General features: G+C 52.1%; 17 protein-coding genes. 11 read left to right on the top strand and 6 right to left on the bottom strand.

All coding sequences use genetic code 11. The features are described 5' to 3' along the window. The first annotated feature begins 50 nt into the window (after positions 1–50). Positions 51–1,985: an HlyD family efflux transporter periplasmic adaptor subunit gene (locus tag CLAM6_RS11030; RefSeq protein WP_172978691.1), complete on the top strand. Its 1,935-nt coding sequence runs from the start codon at positions 51–53 to the stop codon at positions 1,983–1,985. 16 nt (positions 1,986–2,001) lie between these two features. On the opposite strand, the gene CLAM6_RS11025 is transcribed toward CLAM6_RS11030, so the two are convergent. Beyond that, a complete protein-coding gene (locus CLAM6_RS11025) occupies positions 2,002–3,084 on the bottom strand; it encodes an NAD(P)H-dependent flavin oxidoreductase (protein WP_153636103.1) in 1,083 nt (360 codons plus the stop codon). A 281-nt stretch (positions 3,085–3,365) separates the two neighbouring features. Here CLAM6_RS11025 and CLAM6_RS11020 point away from each other — a divergent pair, with 281 nt between their 5' ends. Next, a complete protein-coding gene (locus tag CLAM6_RS11020; RefSeq protein WP_153636102.1) occupies positions 3,366–5,096 on the top strand; it encodes a thiamine pyrophosphate-dependent enzyme in 1,731 nt (576 codons plus the stop codon). 225 nt (positions 5,097–5,321) lie between these two features. Here the strand turns inward: CLAM6_RS11020 and CLAM6_RS11015 are convergent, their stop codons facing one another. The 5 genes from CLAM6_RS11015 to CLAM6_RS10995 all read right to left on the bottom strand — a co-directional run bounded on the left by CLAM6_RS11015 (position 5,322) and on the right by CLAM6_RS10995 (position 12,700). Next, the gene (locus tag CLAM6_RS11015; RefSeq protein ID WP_242007655.1) at positions 5,322–7,550 is read right to left on the bottom strand and encodes a YjbH domain-containing protein; all 2,229 of its coding nucleotides are present in this window, start codon (positions 7,548–7,550) and stop codon (positions 5,322–5,324) included. A 65-nt stretch (positions 7,551–7,615) separates the two neighbouring features. After that, complete coding sequence (locus CLAM6_RS11010) at positions 7,616–8,548, bottom strand: capsule biosynthesis GfcC family protein (protein WP_172978690.1); 933 nt, start codon at positions 8,546–8,548, stop codon at positions 7,616–7,618. Positions 8,549–8,657: 109 nt separating this feature from the next. Continuing rightward, positions 8,658–9,428, bottom strand: a complete 771-nt coding sequence (locus CLAM6_RS11005) for a YjbF family lipoprotein (RefSeq protein ID WP_172978689.1) — start codon at positions 9,426–9,428, stop codon at positions 8,658–8,660. Then, positions 9,403–10,596, bottom strand: a complete 1,194-nt coding sequence (locus tag CLAM6_RS11000; RefSeq protein WP_153636099.1) for a hypothetical protein — start codon at positions 10,594–10,596, stop codon at positions 9,403–9,405. The genes CLAM6_RS11005 and CLAM6_RS11000 overlap by 26 nt, the downstream gene beginning before the upstream one ends. 1,114 nt (positions 10,597–11,710) lie before the next feature. Continuing rightward, a complete protein-coding gene (locus CLAM6_RS10995) occupies positions 11,711–12,700 on the bottom strand; it encodes an IS481 family transposase (RefSeq protein WP_153635087.1) in 990 nt (329 codons plus the stop codon). 676 nt (positions 12,701–13,376) lie between these two features. Between CLAM6_RS10995 and CLAM6_RS10990 the strand changes: the two genes are divergently transcribed. The 9 genes from CLAM6_RS10990 to gmd all read left to right on the top strand — a co-directional run bounded on the left by CLAM6_RS10990 (position 13,377) and on the right by gmd (position 25,474). Next, positions 13,377–14,540, top strand: coding sequence for a polysaccharide export protein (locus tag CLAM6_RS10990; protein WP_277876230.1), 1,164 nt, complete (start codon positions 13,377–13,379; stop codon positions 14,538–14,540). Positions 14,541–14,621: 81 nt separating this feature from the next. Further along, on the top strand, positions 14,622–16,850 hold the full coding sequence (locus tag CLAM6_RS10985; RefSeq protein ID WP_242007654.1) for a polysaccharide biosynthesis tyrosine autokinase: 2,229 nt from the start codon (positions 14,622–14,624) through the stop codon (positions 16,848–16,850). Positions 16,851–16,899: 49 nt separating this feature from the next. After that, positions 16,900–18,195, top strand: a complete 1,296-nt coding sequence (locus CLAM6_RS10980) for a sugar transferase (protein ID WP_197738671.1) — start codon at positions 16,900–16,902, stop codon at positions 18,193–18,195. Positions 18,196–18,237: 42 nt separating this feature from the next. After that, complete coding sequence (locus tag CLAM6_RS10975; protein WP_153636098.1) at positions 18,238–19,521, top strand: lipopolysaccharide biosynthesis protein; 1,284 nt, start codon at positions 18,238–18,240, stop codon at positions 19,519–19,521. 99 nt (positions 19,522–19,620) lie between these two features. Next, positions 19,621–20,658 (top strand): hypothetical protein, encoded by a 1,038-nt coding sequence (locus tag CLAM6_RS10970; protein WP_153636097.1) that lies wholly within the window; start codon positions 19,621–19,623, stop codon positions 20,656–20,658. 9 nt (positions 20,659–20,667) lie between these two features. After that, complete coding sequence (locus CLAM6_RS10965; RefSeq protein ID WP_153636096.1) at positions 20,668–21,906, top strand: hypothetical protein; 1,239 nt, start codon at positions 20,668–20,670, stop codon at positions 21,904–21,906. 138 nt (positions 21,907–22,044) lie between these two features. After that, entirely contained in the window at positions 22,045–23,280 is a 1,236-nt protein-coding gene (locus CLAM6_RS10960) for a hypothetical protein (protein ID WP_153636095.1), read from the top strand. An 89-nt stretch (positions 23,281–23,369) separates the two neighbouring features. After that, positions 23,370–24,356 carry a glycosyltransferase family A protein gene (locus tag CLAM6_RS10955; RefSeq protein WP_153636094.1) on the top strand — a complete coding sequence of 329 codons (987 nt, stop codon included), beginning with the start codon at positions 23,370–23,372 and terminating at the stop codon, positions 24,354–24,356. Next, positions 24,353–25,474 carry a GDP-mannose 4,6-dehydratase gene (gene gmd, locus CLAM6_RS10950; RefSeq protein ID WP_153636093.1) on the top strand — a complete coding sequence of 374 codons (1,122 nt, stop codon included), beginning with the start codon at positions 24,353–24,355 and terminating at the stop codon, positions 25,472–25,474. The genes CLAM6_RS10955 and gmd overlap by 4 nt, the downstream gene beginning before the upstream one ends. Position 25,475: the final 1 nt, after the last annotated feature.

Raw genomic sequence — 25,475 nt, 5'->3', positions numbered from 1 at the left:
GAGGTTTGCGCCTTATCAGGTTGTGGCGACACTGTTCTACGCAGGAGGAGTTGGCGGCTCGTGCGCGTGCCGAAGGTGCTGTCGTTGAGCTGAGTGATGTGGAAGGGTTGGTGCGATTCGTCGAAGCCAATCATCTAGTGGTGGCCAAGACAGCACAGGACCATCAACGGCTTAGTGATGCCGATGCAGGTCGCAAGTCCACGGGTGTCAACTGGTTATTGCATCACTACTTGTTCTTCCGGGTGCCGCTAGTGCGGCCTGATCGTTATCTGGAAGGCCTGTTGCCTGCTGCTCGGCGATTGGTCAGCCGGCCAGCACGCATCCTTCTTCTTTGTCTCGCTTTGATTGGCGGATATTTCGTCGTGAGGCAGTGGTCTGACTTCGTTGGCACGCTGCTGAGATTCCTGTCATGGGAAGGGGTTCTTTGGTATGCACTGGCGCTGATGGTCGTCAAGTCTGCCCATGAATTGGGGCATGCCCTGGTAGCCAAGCACTATGGTTGTCGAGTCCCTACCATGGGGGTCGCGTTTCTCGTCATGTTTCCCATGCTCTATACCGATGCCACGGATACCTGGCGCTTGGAGAACGACCGTGACCGTCTGAGAGTTGCCATGGCAGGTGTCATGACAGAGCTCTCCATCGCGGTGTTGGCGACGGTCTGTTGGGGGTTTCTGCCGGAAGGGCCTTTGCGCCAGGCAGCCTTCTTCCTGGCGACTACCAGTTGGATGACGTCACTACTGGTCAACCTGAGCCCCTTCATGCGCTTTGATGGCTACCATGCGCTGAGTGACTTGTGGGGGATACGCAATCTTCAGCCACGCGCTTTTGCCATCACTCGATGGTGGTTGCGTGAAAGGTTGTTCGGCTTTGGCGAGTCGCCCCCTGAAGCCTTTACCCAGCGTCGCAGGCACTTGTTGGTGCTGTATTCCATTGGTACCTGGGTCTATCGTTTCTTTCTCTTTCTCGGTATCGCGTTGCTGGTCTATCACTTTGCTTTCAAGGTGCTGGGTATCCTGCTGTTCGTGGTCGAGATCTATTGGTTCATCCTGCGCCCTATCATGAATGAGATACGCGAAGTGAGTAGCCGTCGCATCCCGTGGAATCCCCGAACCGTACTGACCTGTATAGCAGGTTGCCTGGTGCTCGGGCTGTTGTTCATTCCTTGGCAGGGGAGGGTCACGTTGCCTGCCGTGCTTGAGGCTGATGCACATGTTGCGCTCTTTCCGCCTGAGCCGGCCAGACTCAAGCAGCAGTACGTCCTTCAGGATGAAAGTGTCCGGGCTGGACAGGTACTCTACGAACTGGAGCAGCCAGAAATCGAGATGAATCTGGCACAATCGAGGCGTCAATTGCAGGCGGTCAAGGCGCGTCTGGCGCGTCGTGCTGGTTCTGCGGAAGATCTGGCACAGCAAGGAGTATTGCGTAACCGGCTCGCTGAGCTTGAGGCGCAGATCAGTGGTCTGGAGTCACGTGCGCACTCACTGGTGATGCGTGCACCGATAGCAGGGCGTATCGATATGCCCGAAGCGCTCCACGAGGGCCAGTGGTTGGATTCGAGACAGCAATTGGCCGATCTGGTAAGTCAGCGCTCCCGAAGGGTCCACGCCTTTGTGCGTGAGCAGGACCTGGAGCGCGTGATACCCGGTAGCGAAGCGCTATTCATTCCAGATGATGGCAGTCACGACAGCGTAGCACTGCATGTGCGCAGCATTGATAATATCGGGACCGAGCGTCTGGCCTATCCCGGGCTTGCCAGTCGCTATGGTGGCCCGCTTCCAGTGGAAGAGCGCCGGCGCGGGCAGAATTCGGGTAGCCTAAGTCTTGAAGACGGAATCTATCGAGTCACAATGGTGCCAGATCACGATGCGCCAGTGCGCGACTGGCAAGTTTACGGGAAGGTATCAGTGGAAGGCCCTGCTGAAAGTCTGGCCGGCGCGATATTTCGGCATGCGGCTAGCGTGCTGATACGTGAAAGTGGGTTCTGAGCCTCGCGCGGCGCTGTCATGATGCATCATGAGTACACGCGTTCTGCCATTCATCAGCCAATACCTTCATCAGCTCTTTCGCTGGCATCGCTCTGGAAAGTGGGGCGCCCTGGCCCGCCCACTGGGCCCCGAAACCGGTCACGCCCTGCGATCTGGCGGCGGTGTTGAGCGCCTTGCCAGCAGCGTAGGTCAGAGGGTAGTCCGGTGGTGTGGGACATGATGGGTCTTCCATCAGGCTGATGAATCGATTGGCGAGAATGCGCGCGGGGCGACCCGAGACGATCGAGGTCATGCGGATATCATGCGCTGCCGGCCCTGTGAGTGCGTCCCGATAGGCGGCATCGGCGCTGGATTCCGGGCAGGCGATGAAGGCGGTGCCGAGTTGGGCTGCCACGGCACCACCCGCAAGGGCGGTGGCGATGGCCTCACCAGTCATGATGCCGCCTGCAGCAATGATCGGCAGGTGCGTGGCGTCTACCAGTTGTCTTGTCAGGGCGGCAGTGCTCAGCTGGTTATCCGCGGCTTTTGGATCAAACATGCCGCGATGACCTCCCGCTTCGAACCCTTGCGCCACGATGGCGTCCAGGCCGGCTTGCTCGATGGCGTGGGTTTCCTCCAGGTTGGTGGCTGTCGCCATCAGCCAGATGCCTGATTCCTTGAGGGCGCGGATGATGTCGCGTGAGGGCAGGCCGAAGTGAAAGCTGACCACCGGCGGGCGAGTCTCCAGCAACATTGCCTGCATGTCGGGATCATCGGCAAAGCTGGTATAGAGAGTATCGAGTCTGTCAGGCGGCGTTGCCTCGAAGGCCTGGAAGCGCGGCGACAGCCACTTTCGCCAGGCGCTCTCGCGAGCACTGTCATGTGTCGGGGCCGAGTGCACGAAGACATTGACGTTGAAGGGACTGTCGGTCAGCGCTCGCAGTTCAGTGATCATGCGGCGGGCGCCATCGGCGTTCGTAGCACCTAGCCCGATGGAGCCCAGCCCACCAGCCTTCGATACCTCGGCTGCCAGACGAGGCGTCGAGACGCCTGCCATCGGGGCCTGAATGATTGGCAACTGCAATCCCAGCCTCTCGAGTATTCCCGCTTGTTCCTGCATCGCTTTCTCCAGTGTTGCTCTCTGGTTTGCATGCATACCCTGTCTATGCATTCTATCCATTCACTCTGTCTACACATTCTGCCTGACGTGATCAGGCTGTCGTGGTTCGGTGGGCTCAGGCTCATGCTACGGCCCACGCAACGCCGTGTGCCACTTGTGCATTGTGTCCTCACCATTGCAATTCCTCGGGTCATCCCAACGTCTTGTTTACTGTTTATTCGAATGAGTGAATGCATTGCTCATCCTGACCCGAAAGTTCACCGGAAAAGGAAAGCACCTCCATGGCACTAACCCCATCTTCCTCAGCATCCGTCTCCGAGGTCATCGTCGATTCACTGCTCGAGGCCGGCGCCAAGCGTTGCTACGGCATCGTGGGTGACACCATCAACCACTTCACCGACGCCATCCGGCGATCCGAGATGGAGTGGGTGCATGTGCGGCATGAGGAGGTGGCCGGCTTCGCGGCAGGGGGCGAGTCCTTCATCAGCGGGGAGCTGACCTGCTGTGCCGGCACCTGTGGCCCGGGGAGCACCCACTTTCTCAATGGTCTGATCGAATCGCATCGCAATGGCGCACCGGTGGTGTTCATCGCCTCGCAGATCGATACCGCCGAGATGGGCGTGGGCTTCCCGCAGGATGTGGACCAGAAGGCGCTTTACTCCCAGTACAGCGTGTTCTGTGAATACCTGACCAATCCTGAGAATGCTCGCCGCATGGTGGCCATCGCGGCGCAGAAGGCGCTGGCGGAAGGTGGGGTCGCGGTGCTGATCGTCCCGGGGGATCTATTCCCGCAGAAGCCGAAGGCCTCGCTGCCCTGGCGCGCCCACCGCTTCTCGCCGGCGATCCGTCCGAGTGAGCAGGAGCTGGCCGCCGTCGCCGAGGCGCTCAATCAGCCGGGCAAGGTGTCGATCTACGCTGGGGTCGGCTGTCAGGATGCGCAGGAAGAAGTGCTGGCATTGGCACGTCGCCTCAAGGCGCCGGTGGCGTGGACGTCGCGTGCCAAGGACTTCATCGAGCCCAACAATGAACTCGAAGTCGGCATGACCGGCGTGTTCGGCCTGCAGGGCGGCTACGAGGCCGTCGCGGAATGTGACACCTTGCTGCTGCTGGGCTGCAGCTTTGCCTGGTCCCAGTTCTATCCGGACAAGGCTACCGTGATTCAGGTTGATCTCGACCCCGGCAAGATCGGTATCCGTCATCCGGTGAATCTCGGTGTCGTCGGTAGCGTCAAGGACACCTGCGACGCGCTGCTAACCCGCGTGGACCCGCGTGATGACAGTGGCTGGCTGGACAGCTGCCGCAAGAAATATCTCGAGGCACGCGACGAGGCCGCCGTCACCTCCGACGATGAGCATCTGATTCACCCGCAGGAGCTGACCCTGGCGCTGGACCGCCATGCCAGTGAGGACGCTGTCTTCACCGCCGATGGCGGCAGCCCCATGGTGTGGTGCCTGCGTCATATCCGCGCCAACGGCAAGCGCCGCACGCTGCCAAGTCTGATGCATGGCACCATGGCCAATGCCTACCCTCAGGGCATCGGCATCCAGAAGGCCTACCCTGAACGTCAGGTGATCGCCATGTGCGGTGATGGTGGTCTGTCGATGCTGATGGGGGACCTGCTGACTCTCAAGCAGGAGAAGATTCCGCTCAAGATCGTCATCTTCAACAACAGCACGCTGGGCTTCGTGGAGCTGGAGCAGAAGGTCGAGGGCATCCTGGATACCTACACCGAACTCGAGAACCCCGACTTCTCGCTGGTCGCCCAGTCCATGGGGCTGTGGGGACGGCGTGTCGAGGAGAAGCACGAGCTGGATGAGGCAGTGCAGAGCCTGCTGGCCCAGGACGGCCCCGGGGTGCTGGAGGTCAAGGTCAATCGCATGGAGCTGGTGATGCCGCCGCACATCGAAGCCGGGCAGGTCGCCTCCACCGCGCTCTACTCCGCCAAGGCGGTGCTCAATGGCCGCATGGATGATGTGGTCGACCTGGTGCGCAACAACTTCACCAAGCGCTGAGCGGATGACTTGAGCCTGTAGCTTGCAAGCTGCTCAGTTGTCTGTGCAGCGGACACGAAAGAAGGCCCCGATCCTCTGGATCGGGGCCTTCTCGTTGGTGCGGCTATTGCTCTATTGCGTCGATCAGTTCATTACGTCGATCTGTTCACTACGTAGATCAGTTCATTACATGGATCAGCTCATCACGTAGACCGCCTCGCGGCAAGGACCATCTCATGGCGTCGTTCACTTCCAGACCTGGGAAGCGAAGCCGCGCCAGTAGTCATCCATGTCGCGATAGCTGGTCATGTCATACAGGCTGAACTTGCGGTTGAGGCGAGCGCCACCATCACGGGTCAGCGGGTTCCAGGCCAGGCCGACAGTGTCGCGGCTGGAGTGCATGAAGAAGGCATCCAGCGGCAACACGATATAGAGGCCCTTGTCGAAGCTACCCTCGCCGAAGTCGTCGCCGGCATCGGTGAAGGTGGCCCAGGCACCCATGCGTGCGCCGTTGGCGAAGCCGCGTGAGACATCCAGCGTCATGCCGACATCTTCTGCCAGATAGCGGCCGAAGCTGGCCTTGGCCAACACGTCTTCATAGCCGGTGTCCCAGTAGATGCTGGCATGGCCAGTGGTGGTCGAGTAATCGCGCAGGCCGAACTGCTGATCGAACTCGCGCTGCTTGACCCAGTTCACATCGACCCCGTAGGCCAGTGGCGAGCCCAACGGGCGATAGAGCACCTCGGCGCCGACACCGGCATACATCATCTCCAGAATGCCGCCGTAGGCCATGCCGTACCAATCGCGACCGAACTGGTGAGTGCGGGTGTACTGCAGATTGTCGATACCGACGTCGGTCTCTTCGATATAGCGACCGATATAGGAGCGAACCCTGGGCAGATTGGAGTCCGAGATGTAATCGAACTTGTCGAAGTTGTCGAACAGGGTCAGCTGCGCCGAACCGGAGAGCCAGCCGTGACGATCTGTACGCCAGGCAGCGGAGCCGCGCAGATAGGCCTGATACAGATAGCCATCCGGGCCGCCGATGTTCTGGTTGAGGCCAGGCGAGAAGCCGGCACTCCAGCGATCATCAGGATTCTCGAGCAGCACCTTTTCACCGCTGTAGCGGGCCGCACCTCCGCCATCCGCATCGGTCGGCTCGGTGGCCGCCAACGCATAGACGCTGTGGGTATAGCGCAGCTGCTGGCGCGCATCGTGTCCGGCGCTGACGACATCGGCGCGGGAATGGACATCTTCGCGCGTGTCCAGGCCGCCAGAACGCAGGCGGTAGTGGAAGCTCTCGAAATAGTCATCCAGCCGGTTGTGCAGCACGCGGTTGGCACGGCCTTCGGCCTGAGCGGTGGAGCGGAAACGCGTACTCTCACCGCTCACGATCAGCGCCGTGCCCTCGCGGGACAGGCTATCGACACGAATGCCGGATTGCGCCTGGATCTCGCGGGAGAGCTCAGGCCAGCTGACCTGGTTGCGCGTTGGGGCCTCGGCATTCAGGCGCTCCGGCGGGCTATCCAGCTTGGCCTGCGAAAGCCCGGCGAGATCCACCCCGAAGTTGACGCCGAGCATCGCGGTATTGCCACGTTCCCAGCCGGCCTTGACGGTCAGGTTGTCGGTTACGCTCAGGCGGGCGCCCAGGTTGATCGGGCTGTCCTGCTCTTGATCGTTGTCCTGCGGCTCGCTCTGATAGTCATTGCCGTCAAGCTCTGCCATCAACACCAGCGGGTCCCACGGTGTCTGCCATTCCACGCCGCCAAAGATACCGACATCGCCCTTGAACAGGCTGTTGAGGGAGAACTCACCGCCCTGATCGCCGCCGGTCTCGCCGCGGCCGGGGCGGTCGTTGTAGCTGTCACGCACCCAGCCGAGCGGATTGCTGATATCACCGCGTGAGCCGAGATAGCCCCAGCCTAGGCCCAGCGTGAAGTCGAGATCATACCAGCGCTTGCTGGCCACCAGGTATTCACTGCCGAACAGGCTGGTACCGCCCATGTCACGCAGGCCGACCGCGACTTCAGGCAGATAACGGCTCTCTTCCCAAAGACGGAACTTGGCGTCGACCCCCTTGTCCAGGTAGTCGCGGTCACCGGCGATGGCTTCGCCATACAGGCGGTTGGTGACTTCCGTGTAGCGGAAGCCGACCTCCAGCCAGTCGAGCGGCTGTAGGCTGACGTTATAGCGCTGATACGGTTCGACCTGGCTATAGGAGAAGTGAATGCTGCCCGGCTTCTGCATGCGCGCGGTCGGGGTCTGCATCAGACCGACACCGCCGAAATCCGATTGCCCATGCCCCAAGCCGCTGAGACGTGTCTCGATCGGCTGCGAACCATCCAGCAGGCCGGCGTAGCTCATCGGGGCCAGCAGCAGGCCCGCAGTGAGCATGGCCAGTTGCCGGATGGCGCGCGTCAAGGGAGTGAGCCGGGCACGCGGCGGCGCCATGGAAGTGAAGTGCGAATGATCCATGCTGTCTGCTGCCATCCTTTGCCTGCCTGAGCACGAGGCATCCTGCTGTGTCATTGTCGCGTCGCTCATCGAGTCTCGCCCTGAGGGTGCGAGCCACTGTTCGTGTCATCACCGTCGTCACTGCCATCACTCTCAGCGTATTGCCGCGCTACCTGCAGATAATCGCGCTGCTGGGGTTCACCGGTGATGGCATCCACGCTGCGGCACTCCTTGCCTGGCCATTGCAGACTCAACCACTCGGGCAGGCTGCGATTGACCCAGGCGGCTGCCGCCGAGATACGCGGCATGTTGACCACGACACGGTCACCCGGCGCCAGCGTATAGGGCTGGTCATTCCAGGAGCTGATGCCGCGGACGATGATTCTCCCGCCCAGCGTGATGACGCTGGCGTGTTCCGAGTCTGCCTGCGCGCCCGGTAGGCCAGCGATGGCATCATGCAGCGTCAGGCCGGGGCGCCAGTCCAGCTGGCGCACGCCAACGGCACTCCAGAGCTGAATGCGTGTCTCTGTCTGGCATTGGCCTATCCAGTCGCCCGTCGTGAGCGGGATGTCCAGGCGCGGAAAGCGCCACAGAGCGATGGGATCGATCCGCCCGACCTGCCGTCCCTCGACCGGCGTGCGACCGATAATGCGCATCCAGTGCTTGAGCCCTTGAGCCGACAGTCGATCATCAAAGACGGCCTGCGAGCTCAATTGACGCAGCTCGAAGAACAGTCGGCGCCCTAGCTGACGTGTCCTGTCGCGTGTCTGCTGGGTGGCCACGAACGTATGCGGCCACTCGATACCGTTGGCATTGGTCAGCACGCCGAGCTGGCGCGATAGCGCCTCACTGATGGTCAGTGTCTGGGCACTGGCCTCCAGGTCTTGAGATAAGCCTGACGATGCTGCCGGAGTCTCGCTGGCCAGCGCTGCGCCAGGCAACAGGAGTACACCGCAAGTCGATGCGAGCACCGCTACGCCAAGGGCGGCCTTCAGACGTTCATGCAGATAGCGTTTCACGGCACCTCGGCGGACAAGAGAAGCGACACCACGATGGATCAGAGACACATCGCCGATTCGTGCAGGCAGGGCGACATGATCCTGGCGCTGAAAGAAAAATTCTTGGCACTTACCACCAGCCACGCGCCACCTCCCAGCTCCAGTAATTGGAATCCGGCCAGGGTTGAACATCCGCCGCCCAGATTCTTGGTGCCGCATTGGCATCAGTCGCGGAGGGATCAATCACAGCAGCAACCGCATAGCGATTGACGCTACGCGAGCCATCTTGCCAGAGGATGTTTTCCTCACACTGAGCCACTGTCTGATCACCCAACGGCAAGGCCTGCACGGAGGGGGGCGCGCATTGCCAGCTGGCCTGACCCTGGGCATAGCCCTCTATGCCATCAGCGCGTTGCCAGCGTGAGTGAATCGCGTAGCTGGGTGTGGGTTCACCCTTTTCCAGCGCTGACATCAGCGTGGCCAGTGATGCGTCGCGTCGCATGTCCAGCAGGTCGGTGTCGAAGCCGGCGGTACCGCTCAGCCAGCCATTCTCCAGACGCACGAAGGCATGATCTGCAGTTTCGAAACGTGCCAGCTCTGTCGTGCTCGAAGGCTGGCTTGCCTTCGATTCAACAGGCGTGGCGGAAGAGGACAGGGTTGCCAGTGGTGTCAACCCTGTGTGTTCTTGCTGATAGGTCGCGTCCGTTGCGTCCATGTCGTTGCGGGTCGCCGTCTCCAGAGACGCCAGCACCACCATCCCGGTGTTGCCGTCATAGCTGAAGCGCAGTGTGGCATAGGGCAGGGCGCGCGCACGCTCGGCATCGAACTGATCGCTGCCGAGTATTGCGCTGGCCGTCTGCCCCAGCTGCCCCTGCTCAAGCGCGGAGCAGCCCCCAAGCATCAAGGCGCCGGACACAAGCAAAGGGGCCGCCAGGCGGCCCCCCATCGTGATGGATGTCGGCTTCATGGTGATCAGAAGGTACCTGTGGTGCCGGTGGTGCCAGTCGTACCGGTAGACCCTGTGGTGCCAGTCGTTCCGGTCGTACCCGTTGTGCCAGTGGTACCGGTGGTGCCTGTCGTGCCCGTTGTACCGTCGCCATCACCTGGTTCGCCGCCTTCATCGGGGTCACTGCCGTCATCGGGATCGGTCGTGCCGGTAGAGCCTGTGGTACCGGTCGTGCCGGTCGTCCCGGTAGTCCCAGTCGTGCCAGTCGTGCCAGTAGTCCCAGTCGTGCCAGTAGTCCCAGTCGTGCCGTCGCCGTCACCCGGATCCGTGCCATCGTCCGGATCAGTACCGCCGTCGCCGCCGTCACCCGGATCAGTGCCGCCGTCGCCACCATCGCCCGGATCAGTGCCGCCGTCGCCACCATCGCCCGGATCAGTGCCGCCGTCGCCACCATCGCCCGGATCAGTACCGCCGTCGCCACCATCGCCCGGGTCAGTACCGCCGTCGCCACCGTCACCCGGATCAGTACCGCCGTCGCCACCATCGCCTGGATCAGTGCCGCCGTCGCCACCGTCACCCGGATCAGTACCGCCGTCGCCACCATCGCCCGGGTCAGTGCCACCGTCGCCACCATCGCCCGGATCAGTGCCGCCGTCGCCACCATCGCCCGGGTCAGTGCCGCCGTCGCCACCATCGCCCGGATCAGTACCACCGTCGCCACCATCGCCCGGATCAGTACCGCCATCGCCACCATCACCCGGATCAGTACCGCCATCGCCACCATCACCCGGATCAGTACCGCCATCGCCACCGTCACCCGGATCAGTTCCGCCGTCGCCACCATCACCCGGATCAGTTCCGCCGTCGCCACCATCGCCCGGATCAGTACCGCCGTCGCCGCCAGTGCTACCGCCACTGCTGCCGTCACCCCCAGAGGCGACAGTGGCAGCGACACCAACCGCCGCCGCCAGGCCAGCGGCGACAGCTGCAATGGTGCCAGCGGCCATGCCACCAGCGGCGCCGGCACCTGCTGCTGCACCACCAGTACTGCTGCTTCCTGTGCTGGAAGCGCCTGTGCTGGAAGGTGCCGAACCTGTCTGAGCAGGTGCTTCACTTTCGGCACGGGCTATCCCGGCAACCAAAGGGGATAAGGTCAGTCCCGCGATGACCAATGTTGTAGCAGTACGTTTCATGTGCGTTCCCTTGTCTTCCCGTGTAGGAAATTCTCACGCTCTCTGTGTTGGCACAGGCGCTGATGGTTTGTTGGTCGATTGATTCTTATCGAGAAACAATAGAAGGTGTTGGAGAATTGTCGTGCACAACGTTCTATCGCCTCGTGAGGCAGATTTCAATACGCGAATATTGTGAAAATTAACAGAGTTCACGTTGTTGGTCGACTGACATCTAACCGTAAACAACCATCGAATATGATGATCGCGTCACTACGCTTGACGGGAATGGCAGCGGGTTAACAACACTAATTGCAAAATGTGATAGCTGGTGAAAATTCAGGCGATCGGGTATGTGAGCGCTTGTGTTTGAATCCAGCCACGTGAAACTCATTGCCATGACCTGCAAGTTCTTTTCGTACTGATAAATTAGTTTTTTATGGTTTGTCTAGTCAATTACTTACTGCAAGGCTAATGCTTTGTGTAACCATATTGTTCAAGTTTTGGTGTGAATTGTAATCCGGCTGTCCTTGAACATAGCCCGTGTCGTCTTTTGGCTACGCACTGATTCATGATCTGCAAGCGTGGAATGCGGCTCCAAGCGCGCAACCGCCCGTATAATGCGCGTGTTATCAGTAACTTGGGTGGTATTTTCTCGTTTTCTCGCCATGGCGGGTGGCGGAAGAATATGAATAAAGGGTGGAACGAGAGTCCCAGAATGCAGTATCATGCGTCCCTTATTGAAAAGGCTGTGTTTCTTTTTTGCGACACAGATAGGATGAGTCACCGGTTGAATGACATGCCGTGTTGACGACACGCAGGAAGGATCTTGCGCTTGCGGTGCTGGTGTCTCTACCAAAGTCCGATAGATTCTCTCCTCAGCAGTGTCGGTTACAGGCTGTCATGGCTTGTCTGCCGTTTGATTCGTGGTGACTGGTCCCGTCCAGGCAGTATGAGTCGATAGGGTTGTACAAGTCTTATTAGACCGAAACCTGAATCCTGTACTCATTTGAACAAAAAACAAGTCCTCATCTGATAGCACTGGCGATCTACAAGACGATTGCACTGCTAGGTGTCGGGTTCCGTCTGATTGACTATAGCTTGCGTAAACAGCTCAGGTCGTTCGACCTGCCACTCCTTCATTGCTGCTATAGGCGCTTTGTGGTGTAGTGCCTTCTGAGGAATGTGGTGGTTATAGAGCCAGCAATAACGCTCGAGTGTCTGTTCTAAATCCTCACTTGAGTCATAACGCCGAGTCGCCAGAACATCGCTGATACGCCCATTGAAGCGCTCCACCATCCCGTTCGTTTGGGGTCTGCCTGGCCTGATCAATCGATGCTCAATACCATGGTTCTGACATTCCTGATCGAAAAGATGATTTCCACTGGGCTTACGTTCGCCACCCACGGTGAAGCGATCGGTAAAGGATTTACCATTGTCCGTGAGCACGGTTCGAATCGTGAAGGGAGCCTCCTCTTCCACACGCTTCATGAACGCCTGGGCGTCCTTTGCAGATTGACTTGATCTGACCTCCAGATACACCCACCGAGTGGCACGATCAATCGCGACGTAGAGATAACGCTTCTGATCTTCGTCAGGCATTTGGGGCAGGTGCTTGATATCAATGTGCACATACCCGGGCTCATAATCCTTGAAAGGCCGATGCTTGGGCTTCTCGTCCTCCTTCGCATCTTGACGCGCCAGCTTGGCGAGAGTCGGTACATCACGTCGTTTGAGCATGCGCTGAAGCGCGGAACGCGACAGATTGGGGTTCAGGAATTCCCGAGCAACGACAAGTAGATCATCGAGCCCCAAGCGAAGCAGTTCACGAGCGGCAATGACGATCTCTTCCTGTTCTGAGGTCAGAGTCGCGAGTAGGTTATGACGTGTGTGGGAGCGATCCAGGACATCATCACGATAGCGCCAGCGCTGTATAGTTGAGACGCTGACCCCGAACTGACGAGCGAGATCTTTGTTCGTCATGCTCGAAGGAGCTGCTTGGATGTCGGCACGGATTTTCGGTGTCGTCGTCGCTTGCTTATGCAGCTTGATGTCCATGAAGCTTTTCCTGAATCAATTGCTTGATGAGCTCACGAGAGGCTAACAAAGGATAGCTTCGTTGTGAAATCCGATCATCCGGCACCCTACAGCTAGGGCTTGTTGCGTCTTGTGTTTCGGGATTACTTTCCTGATTGTTAAGTATTAGCTAATTAAATTTTATGCTCGATATCTGTCCACGAGTTCAGAGCGTCGGATTTTCCTCAAGGGGAATGATCCTGCCTTGAATTCGGGTTGCCACTCGCAGCAAGGATTTCGTGCATCAGTAAAGATTGATGCCGCCAGGGAAACAGGTAGCCAGGCGCGACATAAGCTGGAAGACATCAATATCTTCACGTCAGGGCCTCAGGGATGCGCCGTCAACCACCCTGGGGCGGTAGCGTGCCCAAATTCAGGTCGCGCTCACGATAAGCGATTGGGATGGAGAGACTTGTCACAGGCCTTGCGCAATGCAGGCCAACATCAGACAGCTCTCTGGCTGTCCTCGAGATTCACCCAGCGCATCCTTTCTCTACATTCTGTCTCTTCACCCTGACTGACACGTCGGGGTTGGGCTGCTGAGCCTATTTTCGTTTGACGACTTTCGATTGACTACGTCGCGGCCTGACCACGACACCTTCTCTTTCAGGGCAGCATGAGGCTGTCCATTCCATCTTGCAGTTTTCGGGGGTTTTACATGATCAAGGTCACCATGTTTGGCAAGGGCTGTGCGCTGTCGCCGCGCCCCCGCCTGGCAATGACCACCGCGCTGTTGATTGCCGTGCTGTCTACCACGGGCTGTGCTTTCGCTCCCGGTGGCGATATGGACTATCAGGCAGAAACGGCCCCGCTGGATGATGCGCTTGAGGTCAAGCCGATCACCTTCGGCATGGTAGATGCCCTGAATGACAGTCCTGGCCAGGGCCAGCGTGACAATCCGCTGCTTGAACAGCAGCTGGCCGATTACGATTACCGCATCGGTCGCGGTGATGTGCTCAATATCATCGTCTACGATCACCCCGAACTGACCATCCCTGCCGGCTCTGAACGCAGCGCCATCGAATCCGGCAACAGCGTGCACAGCGATGGCACCATCTTTTATCCCTACATCGGGCGCGTCAAAGCGGCAGGACTGACGGTCAAGGAATTGCGCACCGTCATCGAGCGTCGCCTGTCTGGTTATATCGCGTCACCGCAGATCGATGTGCAGGTAGCGGCATTCAAGTCCCAGAAGGTCTATGTCACCGGCCAGGTGCAAACGCCGGGAATTCTGCCAATCACCAATGTGCCGCTGACAATCCTCGATGCCGTCAATCAGGCAGGCGGGCTGTCACCGCTGGCCAACTGGCACGACGTGGTACTGACGCGTGATGACAGTGATGAGCACTTCTCGCTGTATGACCTGCTGCAGAATGGCGCGCTGAGCAACAACCGTCTGCTGCGCGACGGCGATGTGCTGCACATCCCGGATGTGGGCAATCAGAAGGTCTACGTGATGGGCGAGGTGCAATTGCCGGGCAGTCTGGCGATGGGCAATTCGCGTATCTCGCTGACGGATGCCATCGCACAGTCTGGCGGTATCGATGAAGGCCAGGCAGATGCCAAGGGCATCTTCGTCGTGCGGCGTGCGGACACCAGCACTGGCAAGCTGGCGACGGTCTACCAGCTGGATGCACGTGATTCGGCGGCCTTCGTGATCGGTGCGGAATTCATGCTTCAGCCTTCGGATGTGGTCTACGTCACGGCCGCGCCGCTCAGTCGCTGGAACCGTGTCGTCAACCAATTGCTGCCGACGCTGACCGCCGTCTATCAGGTGACGCGTTCCGCCAGTGATTTCGATGACCTGCGCAGTGATGATTGATCCGCGTCATCCTCCTGTCCCCCTCTTCATTACCATCTACCACTGGTTCTCACGAGAGCCGCAGCACTCGAAGGGTGTTTCATGAATCAGACCCCGCAACATACGGTCACTGGGGCGATGCCAGCGCCTGCCACTCGCGACAACGATGACGATGCGATTGATCTGGGGCGCCTGTTCGGCATCCTGCTCGATCACAAGCAATGGATCATCGCGATCACTGGCCTCTTTGCCGTCATCGGGGTGGTCTACGCGCTATTGGCGACGCCCATCTACAAGGTGGATGCCCTGATCCAGATCGATGATGCCCCTTCGACCAATCCATTGGCTGACGTCAATTCGATTCTGGGCAAGGAGCCGCCGTCACAGTCCGAGATCGAGATCATCCGCTCGCGGATGGTACTCGGCCGCGCGGTGGACCTGCTCAACCTGGATGTCACCGTCACGCCGAAGCGACTGCCACTGCTGGGAGATTTCCTTGTGCGTCGCGGGGTGGAGCGCCCGGATTTCGCCCAGGGTTGGGCAAGTACCTGGGCAGGGGAGAGCATCAGCGTCAGTGAGATGCCTGTCGATGACGCCATGCTGGGTAGCACCATTACCCTGCGTGTCGTTGATGATGCGCATTACGAGCTGATCCAGGACGGTGAGTTGCTGGGCAAGGGGCGCATCAATCAGCTGGACAGCTTTGCCGATGGTCAGCTGAATCTGCGTGTCACTGCCTTGAATGCCGCTACAGGCGCGGAATTCGAGCTGACCCACATCAGCCGCATGCAGGCGATCGAGAATCTGCGTAACTCCTTCTCCGTCTCGGAGCAGGGCAAGGAGACCGGCATTCTCTCCTGGTCGATGACGGGCGAGCAGCCGCGTGAGCTACAGCGCACGCTGAATACCATCGCGGATATCTATTATTCACAGAATGTTCAGCGTCAGAGTGAAGAGGCGCGCAACAGTCTCGAGTTTCTCGATAACCAGGTACCCAAGGTGCGTGCCCAGCTCGATGAGGCGGAATCGCGCCTGAATGCGTTCAGGACGTCACGTGACAGTGTGGATCTCTCACTGGAGACCCAGTCAGTGCTGGAGCGCATCGTGAATCTGGAGGCCCAGGTCAATCAGCTGGAACTGACCGAAGCCGAGATCGCCAAGCGTTATACGCCTAGCCACCCCACCTACGCGGCACTGCTCGAGAAGAAGTCTCAGCTCAAGCGCGAGATGGACAAGCTGAATGCTCAGGTGAAGGACCTTCCGGAAACCCAGCAGGAAGTGTTGCGCCTGACACGTAGTGTGGAAGTGACTCAGGCCATCTATGTGCAGCTGCTGAATAAAGTGCAGGAAATGGAGATCGCCAAGGCCAGTACGGTGGGCAATGTGCGCATCCTGGACGATGCCGGTATCTTGCCGCAGCCCGTCAAGCCGAAGAAGGCCATGATCGTGGTCATCATGACACTGCTGGGTGGCATGCTGTCCGTCGGTATCATTCTGCTGCGTGCGGCGTTCCGGCGTGGCGTGGAATCGCCGGACCAGCTGGAAGCGCTGGGCCTGCCGATGTATGCCACCATCCCGCTCTCGGATGAGCAGGGCAAGCTGAGCCGCAAGGTGAAGCGCGCGACAGACAAGCATTCGCGCAAGATTCCCAACGGACTGCTGGCGGAGCGAAATCCTGCGGATCTCGCGATCGAGGCCTTGCGTGGCTTACGCACCAGCGTGCACTTCGCCATGCTGGAATCCTCATCCAACACCCTGATGATCACCGGCCCCAGCCCGGGGATCGGCAAGAGTTTCATTGCGGCCAACCTGGCGGCTGTCTGTGCCCAGGCCGGGCAACGCGTGCTGGTAGTGGATGCCGACATGCGCAAGGGACACATGCACTCTATCTTCGATGAGCGCTCCGAGTGTGGTTTGAGTGACTACCTGGCAGGCAAGAAATCACTGGAAGAGGTCATTCGCCCTGTTTCCGCACTTGAAACACTTTCCTACGTCGCGCGTGGCATTGCGCCGCCCAACCCCTCGGAGCTGCTGCTGAGTGCACGTTTCCAGGACTTCTTGGCCGCCGTCAGCGAGCGCTATGACTTGGTCATCATCGATTCTCCGCCCATCCTTGCCGTCACCGATGCCGCTGTCATCGGCAAGCATGTGGGCACGACACTGCTGGTCTCACGCTTCGAGGTGAACGCGCCCAAGGAAGTGGAAGTTTCTCTCAAGCGCCTGGCAGCTTCTGGGATTGCCGTGAAAGGTGGAATCCTCAACGCCATGGAGCGCAAGGCCGCCGGTGCCTATGGCGAGAATTATGGCTATTACAACTACAGCTATAAATGATCCCGTTGTATTCCGTCATCAGTCATATTGAATTCGAAGGGAACCAGACATGAAAGAGGTGAGCTCTACCATGGAGCATCAACGCCGCTATTCACGGCACTACGAGCGCTTGCTTGCCAGCAAGCGCCTGCAGACATTCTTTGGCGTGCTGCTGGTTGTCGTACTGCCTGCCATGTACCGCTGGGGATTCGATTTCTGGAATACCTCCACCTTGGCACAATGGAATGCGATTCTGGGCACTGCCGCCGCCTTCACCTTGTCCTTGACGCTGATCAATCGTCTTTGCCAACTGCCGGGGACACGCTCCTTCACTTACGTCATTCCGACAGTTGCGGCTTCCTATACCTTGCTCATCATCATCTGCGGTGTGCTGGAAGTCGAGGTGTCACGTCTGCAGGTCGGGATTTCCTTCGTGCTGGCCATCGTCTTCGGTGGGGCCTTCTATTATGTTGACAGCAAGGTGACCACCAAGCGCATGGCAGTGGTGCCCTTTGGTAAGGCGCCGGCGTTGTGCGACGACCACAGCAAATCAGTGTACTGGTATGCGATGAAGGAACCGACACTGGTCGGGTTCAAGCGAATCGATGCGGTTGTCGCAGATTTGCGTGCGGATCTCCCGGAAGAATGGCAACGCTTCCTCGCCGACTGCACGATTCACCGTATTCCGGTGTATCACGCCACCCAGGCCCATGAAATGATCACCGGCAAGGTATTGCTGGATCACCTCTATGCCAATGAATTCGGCTCCCTGACGCCACGTGAAGACTATGAAGTCATCAAGCGCGGCATGGATATCTGTGCGGCCTTGATTCTGATTCCGCTGTTGGCCCCTGTCATGCTGCTGACGGCACTTGCCATTCGTCTGGATAGCCCGGGCAAGGCGCTGTTCTGCCAGCCGCGTATGGGTTTCCACTGCCGTCCGTTTACGGTCTACAAGTTCCGTAGCATGTATATCGACATGAAGGGCAGTGGCTTTACCCAGGAAGGTAGTGATCCACGTATCACGCGTGTGGGCCGTTTCATTCGCAAGTGTCGCTTGGATGAACTACCGCAATTATTCAATGTCTTGAAGGGGGACATGAGCATGATTGGCCCGCGTCCAGAGTCAATGAATTTAACTGAATGGTATGAAAAAGATGTACCTTTCTTTCACTACCGGCATGTTGTTAGGCCTGGGATCACAGGTTGGGCACAAGTAGAACAAGGGTATGCAGCTGAAATTGATGGTATGGTAGAGAAGTTAGAATACGATTTTTATTACATTAAAAACTTCTCTTTTTGGCTCGATTTGCTAATATTATTAAGGACTATTAAAACGATTGTAATAGGGACTGGTAGTCGATAAAACTAAAGGTATAAGCAAACCTATTTATCTTAGGAAATTTAATTGAAGCTCATTAGTTATATAAAAAATAGTAAGTTTTTTATTAACGTCTTGATACTAGTCTCTGGAACAGCCGGAGCACAAGCTATTGGCATCTTAATATCACCAATTGTAACAAGATTATATTCACCCGAAGTATTGGGTATATTGGGTGTGTTTGTTGCAATACAGACAATATTAAATCCTATTGCTTCACTTAGTTTACCATTAGCTATAGTACTACCTAAATATGACCTCAGTGCAAGGAAAATAAGCTCCGCAGTACTGCTTTTATCTTTTTTTATTTCTTCTTTGATTCTTTGTATTGCCATAATATTCGGTGAAAAATTATCGGAAAATTTTGATTTGGGATTGGATAGAATCAGCTTGGGCTTATTATCTTTTGCTGTTTTTATAGCTTCTGTTGTAAGCTTATTATCGCAATGGATTAATAGGAGAAAAATATTTAAAATAAAGGCGAAAGCTGTTGTATGGCAGTCTGTATTTATAAATTCTACTAAAGTATTACTAGGATTGGTATATCCGGCGGCAATCTCTTTGATTGTTATATCAGTTATAGGGAATTTAATACATGCGATATATCTTTGGCTATCCATATATAATAAAAGGATCGTGGTTTTTTCACGGATACCAAATAATATAAGTGGTGTGGTTTTATACAAAAAAACAGTACGATTATACCGCGATTTTATTTTTTATAGAACTCCACAGATTGTTTTAAACTCGATATCCTTCGGAATGCCAATATTAATGCTAACTGCATTTATTGGACCTGCATCAGCTGGCTATTATTCGTTGTCAAGAACTATACTCGGGTTGCCGACAACTCTTATAGGCGAAGCAGTCACATCAGTATTCTATCCTAGAATAACTTCTGCTATACAAAATAAAGAGAGCTCAAGAGATATAATTGTCAAAGCTACATTAATCATGGCATTAGTTGGAGCTATTCCATTTGGTATAGTGATACTCTTTGGTCCTTCTTTATTTAGTACTATTTTTGGGAATAACTGGTATGTGGCTGGTGAATATGCGCAGTGGTTAGCCATATGGTCATTCTCTGGTTTTATAAATAAACCTAGTATAGCTGCTATACCAGTTTTAAAGCTACAAAGGCGATTGCTATTAATCGAGATAGTAAGTATTTTAGCTAGAGCTGTAGGTTTATTAGTAGGGTTCTATGCCTTTAATAGTGGTTTATTGTCTGTAGCTATATTTAGCACCATAAGTACGCTTTCAAACGTTGTTATAGTATTATTTGCTGTTAAAGTCTGTACTAACAAGTAGTAAAGATATATTACTATTTTTTTTATTCGATAGCTGTTAAAGAATCGATTTTAGTCTTTCATTTGACAGTTATATATCGATAAAATATAAAGGGTTTATATGAAAAACATGCTTGGTAAGAAGGCGTCTCCTACAGGAATAGTGCATGTAAGTAATTTGTCAGGGCATAGAAGATCTTATTTGGCGTTATTTTCAAATATGTTTCAATTAATCCCACAAAGCGGACCAATATTCGGATCCAAGTTCATCAGCCTATGTACAACGAAAAAACTTATTTTTGCTACTATAGACGATGACTATTTTGGGTTTACAATGGTATCGATAATTAGAGCTTTACTTGGCCTTCGTACAGTAGGTATATTTTTGAGGCCAAAGCAATGTTTTCTGGACGATAAATTAATATATAAAGTAAAAAGATTATTGTTCCAAGGGCTTGTCAAATTACCAGGCCTAACGATAACAAGCATAATACCGCACGATTTATGCCCAGAATATGTGAAAATTTCTAATAATTGGATACACGATCCACAGTTGTGGGATATTGATACTGGAATAGTAAAACCAAAAAGAGATGCTTTTTCCGATCTATTTATTCATGACGATAAAAACGTGAAAGTTTTAAGTTTTATAGGAACGGTCAACATTATAAAAGGTTTTATGTTCCTGTATAGCATGGTTAAATATGATCCTAGTCTTGCTAAGAAAATAAAAATAGTAGTAGCTGGGAAAGTGGATGTAGCTTGCCAAGATGCAGCTGAAGAATTGAAAGGCTATGGTGTCTTAATAATCGATAAGTATTTAACCGATGAAGAGATAAATGATTTATATAATATTTCTAATTTTATTTGGTGCTGCTATCATCCTAGTTACGATCAGGCTTCGGGTATATATGGCCGTTCTTTCCAAAATAATAAAAGACCAATAGTCAGGAATAAGTCATTGATCTCAAAATATAAAAAATATACTGGTACTAATGATATAGTTATTGAGTATGGTGACGATAAAGCTGCAAGTGAATTATTGATCAATGAATCTCAAAAAAAAGTCAATGATGATATTAGTAGTAATAGGATTGTAGGTGAAATAATAGGTCAATGGAAAGAAGAGTCCGTTAAATTAATTGAAGGCTCATTGTAAATGGAATACGTGAATGTAGCCATCAATAATAAACCAGCACGTAATAGTATTGACGCTATTACAAACGATTTGCCTGTTTTCATTATAACAGCATATAACCGTCCTAAAGATTTAGCCAGCTTGTTGTCGAGTTTCGAAACTGTTTGTTTTTTCAATAAAGTAAGGCCAAAACTGATTGTTTCCATTGACGGAAATAATGATGAGGTTATAAATACTGCAAATAGCTATAGTCATTTAATACATGAAATAATTATCCATGGTGATAGGCTAGGATTAAAAAATCATATATTAAGGTGTGGTGACTTAACTGATAAGTATGACACTATTGTCATGCTCGAGGATGACTTAGTACTGTCTCCAAATGTGTTCAAATATCTAGTTCAAACGATACCGTTAGCGAAATCTCAAGTTAATGTAGCGTCTATATCTTTATATAACTTTCAATATAACGACTTTGCCCCTTTTAAAAATAGTTTAGATGAAGTAAATGGGGATATCTATTATGTCAAGTCAGTTTCAAGCTGGGGACAAGTTTGGTGGAAAGAAAAATGGGATGAGTTTCGAACCTGGCTTGAAAATGAATACAATGCATCCGAATATTATAGATTGCCAGAGCGTGTAAAAAAATGGCCAGATACTTCTTGGAAAAAATTGTTCAATTTTTGGTTAACCTATAAGGATTATTATTCACTTGTTCCTAAACAGTCGTTAGCACTATGCACTGGTGGGCAAACTGGAACTAATATGTCCGGAATTATTGGTGTATCTTTTTCCAATACCAGAAATATCCTTAGTAGTTATAATGTTAGCGAGATAGATGGCTCTACTATTTTCGATTCATTTCTTGAATTAGATATACGTGACAATAGTATGGTGCTAAAAGATTTAAATATTAGGCTCTCTGATGTAGAGTTTGATTTAGCATGCGCTAAAAACAAAAAAGATATTTATAAAGAGTATGTGTTAACAAGAAGGTTCCATAAGAATAATCATTTAATCGCATCATATGATATTAATTTAGGGAATCCTTTATTGAGTGTGATGCTTGGTATTAGAGGAGAAGGTTTATATTTAGTTAGAAAAGAAGGCTTTCAAGAAAATGCTGAGGTAAAGCTAACCAATACATTCATACGCTTACAACTTCCCTGGATTAGTTCAAAACGTTTGTTAAAGTGTTCGTTTCAAGTATCGTTTAGTGCAGTATTTAAGAGTCTGGCTAGCAAGTTAACTAAGATAAATCAAGGTTAATGTATAGGAAAATATGAATCGGTATTCTGAATGGTATAAATTTATATAGCTTGATTTATGCGTCGGATGAAAACATGGCTTAGTTTTCACTGATTTATTTAATCGAATGATATTAAATTAAATGGTTGTGAATAATCTATGACGTTTAGTAGTAGTGTTAATAACAAGCGCGAGGTTAATAGGTTTTCTCAGATAGTTTCTTTTTTCATTGGGTTTCTTTTCTTTAGCCAGCTTATAAGTAGAATACAAATAGACATACTTAATTTACCAGTATTTATTTATGAACCGTTTTTTTTAATATTCGCAACATGTGCAATCTTTATATCTAATAAAAAGTTCCATTTTCAAATCGGAATAAAAAAATTAACTTGCATTGTATGGATTTGTGTTTTTTTTATAACAAATATATTAATAGGAGCTTACGAGTCTAGTTTTATTCCGTTAATTTCTTCTGCACGTCCTTTTTTTATAATAGCCTTTTCTGCTATCCTATGGCCATATGTAAAACACATTAATGAAAAAATTATTTTTTCTTTTTTAATAGGAGTGTTAATAGGTGAATTGATTGGGATAAAAGTCTCTGAAGAAGTTATGAAAGATTGGCGTGGAATAGCCCCGGTAAATGTAATAGCTTTGTATTTAACTGTTTCATTGGCAATTTGTAGTCAAAGTTGGAAGAGGATTCTACTGATAGCTATTATATTTATGCCATTAGTATTTTTATCGGGCTTTCGCTTGGTTATAGCTACAGGTATCCTATCTACAATTTTTTCTTTTATATACTTAATGATTATTAAAAGAAAGTTTAAGATATTGATTAATTCATTGATGATATTTATAACGTTACTATTTACATCGACAAGCTTATTTCTGCTGTTTCTTTGGTATGGGAAAAGCTATTTTGATATCTTTGCTTATTATAGAGTTGTAAATAGAGTATTGCCATACTTTTCAGGTAATTTAGATAAGGCTCAGGATACAGATAGAGTCGATAAAATGCATTATTACCTGTTTGAATATAGTTATGACATGTTGCCTAGTGGCTTTATTATGAGAGCAAGAGGCTTAACAGGTGATTTTAATGACATTTCGCTGATAAACTTATTAATTACATTCGGGTTTGTACTAGGACTATTTATCATACTGGGTTTAATAGCTGCTGGTTTAAAATCTTTATTTAGATGTTTGCATAGCTCTAATGTTAGTAATATAGAAATTGCTTGCCTTTCTTTCGTGCCTTTTTTCTGCTTCTTATTGTTTGTAAATGGTAGATATCTTTATATTTCATACGAATGTGTTCTTTTTGGTATTGTGATTGGGCAATGGCTTAGCTCGCTTAATTCCTCAAGGATTACATCAAGAATTTCGGCATAAGTTATAAATCAGTTAGCAGTAATTGCAATAGTTACAGAGTTATATGTGGTTTTGTTATCATTTAATAAGTTTATTTTTAAGGTGGGGTAATGAAACAAGCGATTATTATAGTGGCCTTTAATAGGTCATTTGAATTAAATAGACTATTAGAATCAATTGCAAACTCGAAGATAGTTAGTGAAATTGACCTCGTGATCTCTATTGATCATAGTGCTTCGCAAGATGCGATAAAAGATATTGCCCATGACTTCGAGTGGATCTATGGTAATAAAAGAGTAATACTTCACAAGCAAAATCTAGGTTTAAAAAAACATGTCATAAGTTGTGGTGATTTGGGTTCCGAGTATGACATGTTCATAATGCTAGAAGAAGATATTGTAGTATCCCCATTTTTCTTACAATATACAAAAGATGCAATAAACTTCTACAAAGCTGATGACTCTATTTGCGGAGTCTCCCTCTATTCTTACATGGTTAAAGAGAGTGATAAGCAGCCACTGTATCCCGTCATAGATGGATATGATAATTTCTTCATGCAATTCCCTTCTTCTTGGGGACAAGCTTGGACTAGTAAACATTGGTTTGATTTTAAAGACTGGTTAATCCATAATGATTCTGAAACTAAGATTGATGGTGTAACTCCAGAATATATACTTAGATGGCCTAGTAGTTCTTGGAAAAAACAATTCGCAAGATATATGTGCCATAAAGATAAATACTTCGTGTATCCGCGTGTCAGTCTAACGACTAATTGTGGAGCTAAAGGACAAAATCATAGTTTTGTCTTTGATTTGTTTTCTACGCAATTATTGCTAGGTCATTATGAGTGGAGATTTTTATCATTTGATACAGCGCATATAAGATATGATAGTAGGTTCGAATTGAATGTTAGTGATGAATATATCAATAAATATCTACCGTATCTAAGGCTTGAATTTAATAATGGAGAGCATGGAAGTAGAAAATTCTTCAGAAAGTATCCTTACAGTTTCTTGTTCTATGGAAGATTAGCTGTGCTGTCATTTATTAATGACTTTAAAAAATCTATCGTTAAAATTGGGAAAAGTTTAAAATGAAAAAAGTTGCATTGATCACAGGCGTGACAGGACAAGACGGTTCTTATCTTGCCGAACTTTTGCTTGAAAAGGGGTATGAGGTGCATGGTATCAAGCGCCGTGCGTCGCTATTCAATACTCAACGTGTGGATCACATCTATCAGGACCCGCATGTTAAAAACCAGAACTTTGTCCTACACTATGGCGATCTCTCGGATTCTTCCAATCTGACGCGTATCATTCAAGAGGTGCAGCCGGACGAAATCTATAATCTGGCCGCTCAATCTCATGTTGCCGTCAGCTTCGAATCACCGGAGTACACCGCTGATGTCGATGCTCTGGGTACCCTGAGAATCTTGGAAGCGATTCGTCTACTGGGCCTGGAGAAGAAGACCAAGTTCTACCAGGCTTCTACCTCAGAACTCTTCGGTGAAGTGCAGGAAGTTCCGCAGCGCGAAACTACGCCTTTCTATCCGCGCTCTCCGTATGCGGCTGCCAAGATGTATGCTTACTGGATTACGGTCAACTACCGTGAGTCCTACGGCATGTACGCCTGTAACGGGATTCTCTTCAATCACGAATCTCCGCGCCGTGGTGAGACTTTCGTAACACGCAAGATTACTCGTGGCCTCGCCAATATTGCGCAGGGCCTGGAAGAGTGCCTGTACATGGGTAACATGGATGCCCTGCGTGACTGGGGGCATGCCAAGGACTATGTGCGCATGCAGTGGATGATGCTTCAGCAGGAAGAAGCTGAAGACTTCGTTATTGCGACAGGCAAGCAGATTTCAGTTCGTGACTTCATTCGACTGAGTGCCCAGGAGCTGGGTGTCACCTTGCGCTTTGAAGGTGAAGGGGTTGACGAGCAAGCCATTGTTGATCACATCGAAGGCGATAAGGCACCGGCTCTCAAGATTGGCGATGTGCTTGTGCGTGTTGATCCGCGTTACTTCCGTCCCGCTGAAGTCGAAACGCTGCTGGGTGATCCGTCCAAGGCCAAAGCCAAGCTTGGCTGGGAGCCGGAAATCACGGTAGAAGAAATGTGTGCTGAAATGGTGATGGAAGATCTCAAGGTCGCCAAGCGTCATGCTCTGCTCAAGGAGCATGGCTACGAGATCCCGGTTTCGGTGGAGGGTTGAT

This window comes from Cobetia sp. AM6, assembly GCF_009617955.1.
GTDB classification, from domain to species: domain Bacteria; phylum Pseudomonadota; class Gammaproteobacteria; order Pseudomonadales; family Halomonadaceae; genus Cobetia; species Cobetia amphilecti.
This window is presented reverse-complemented; position numbering and strand designations above follow the sequence as displayed.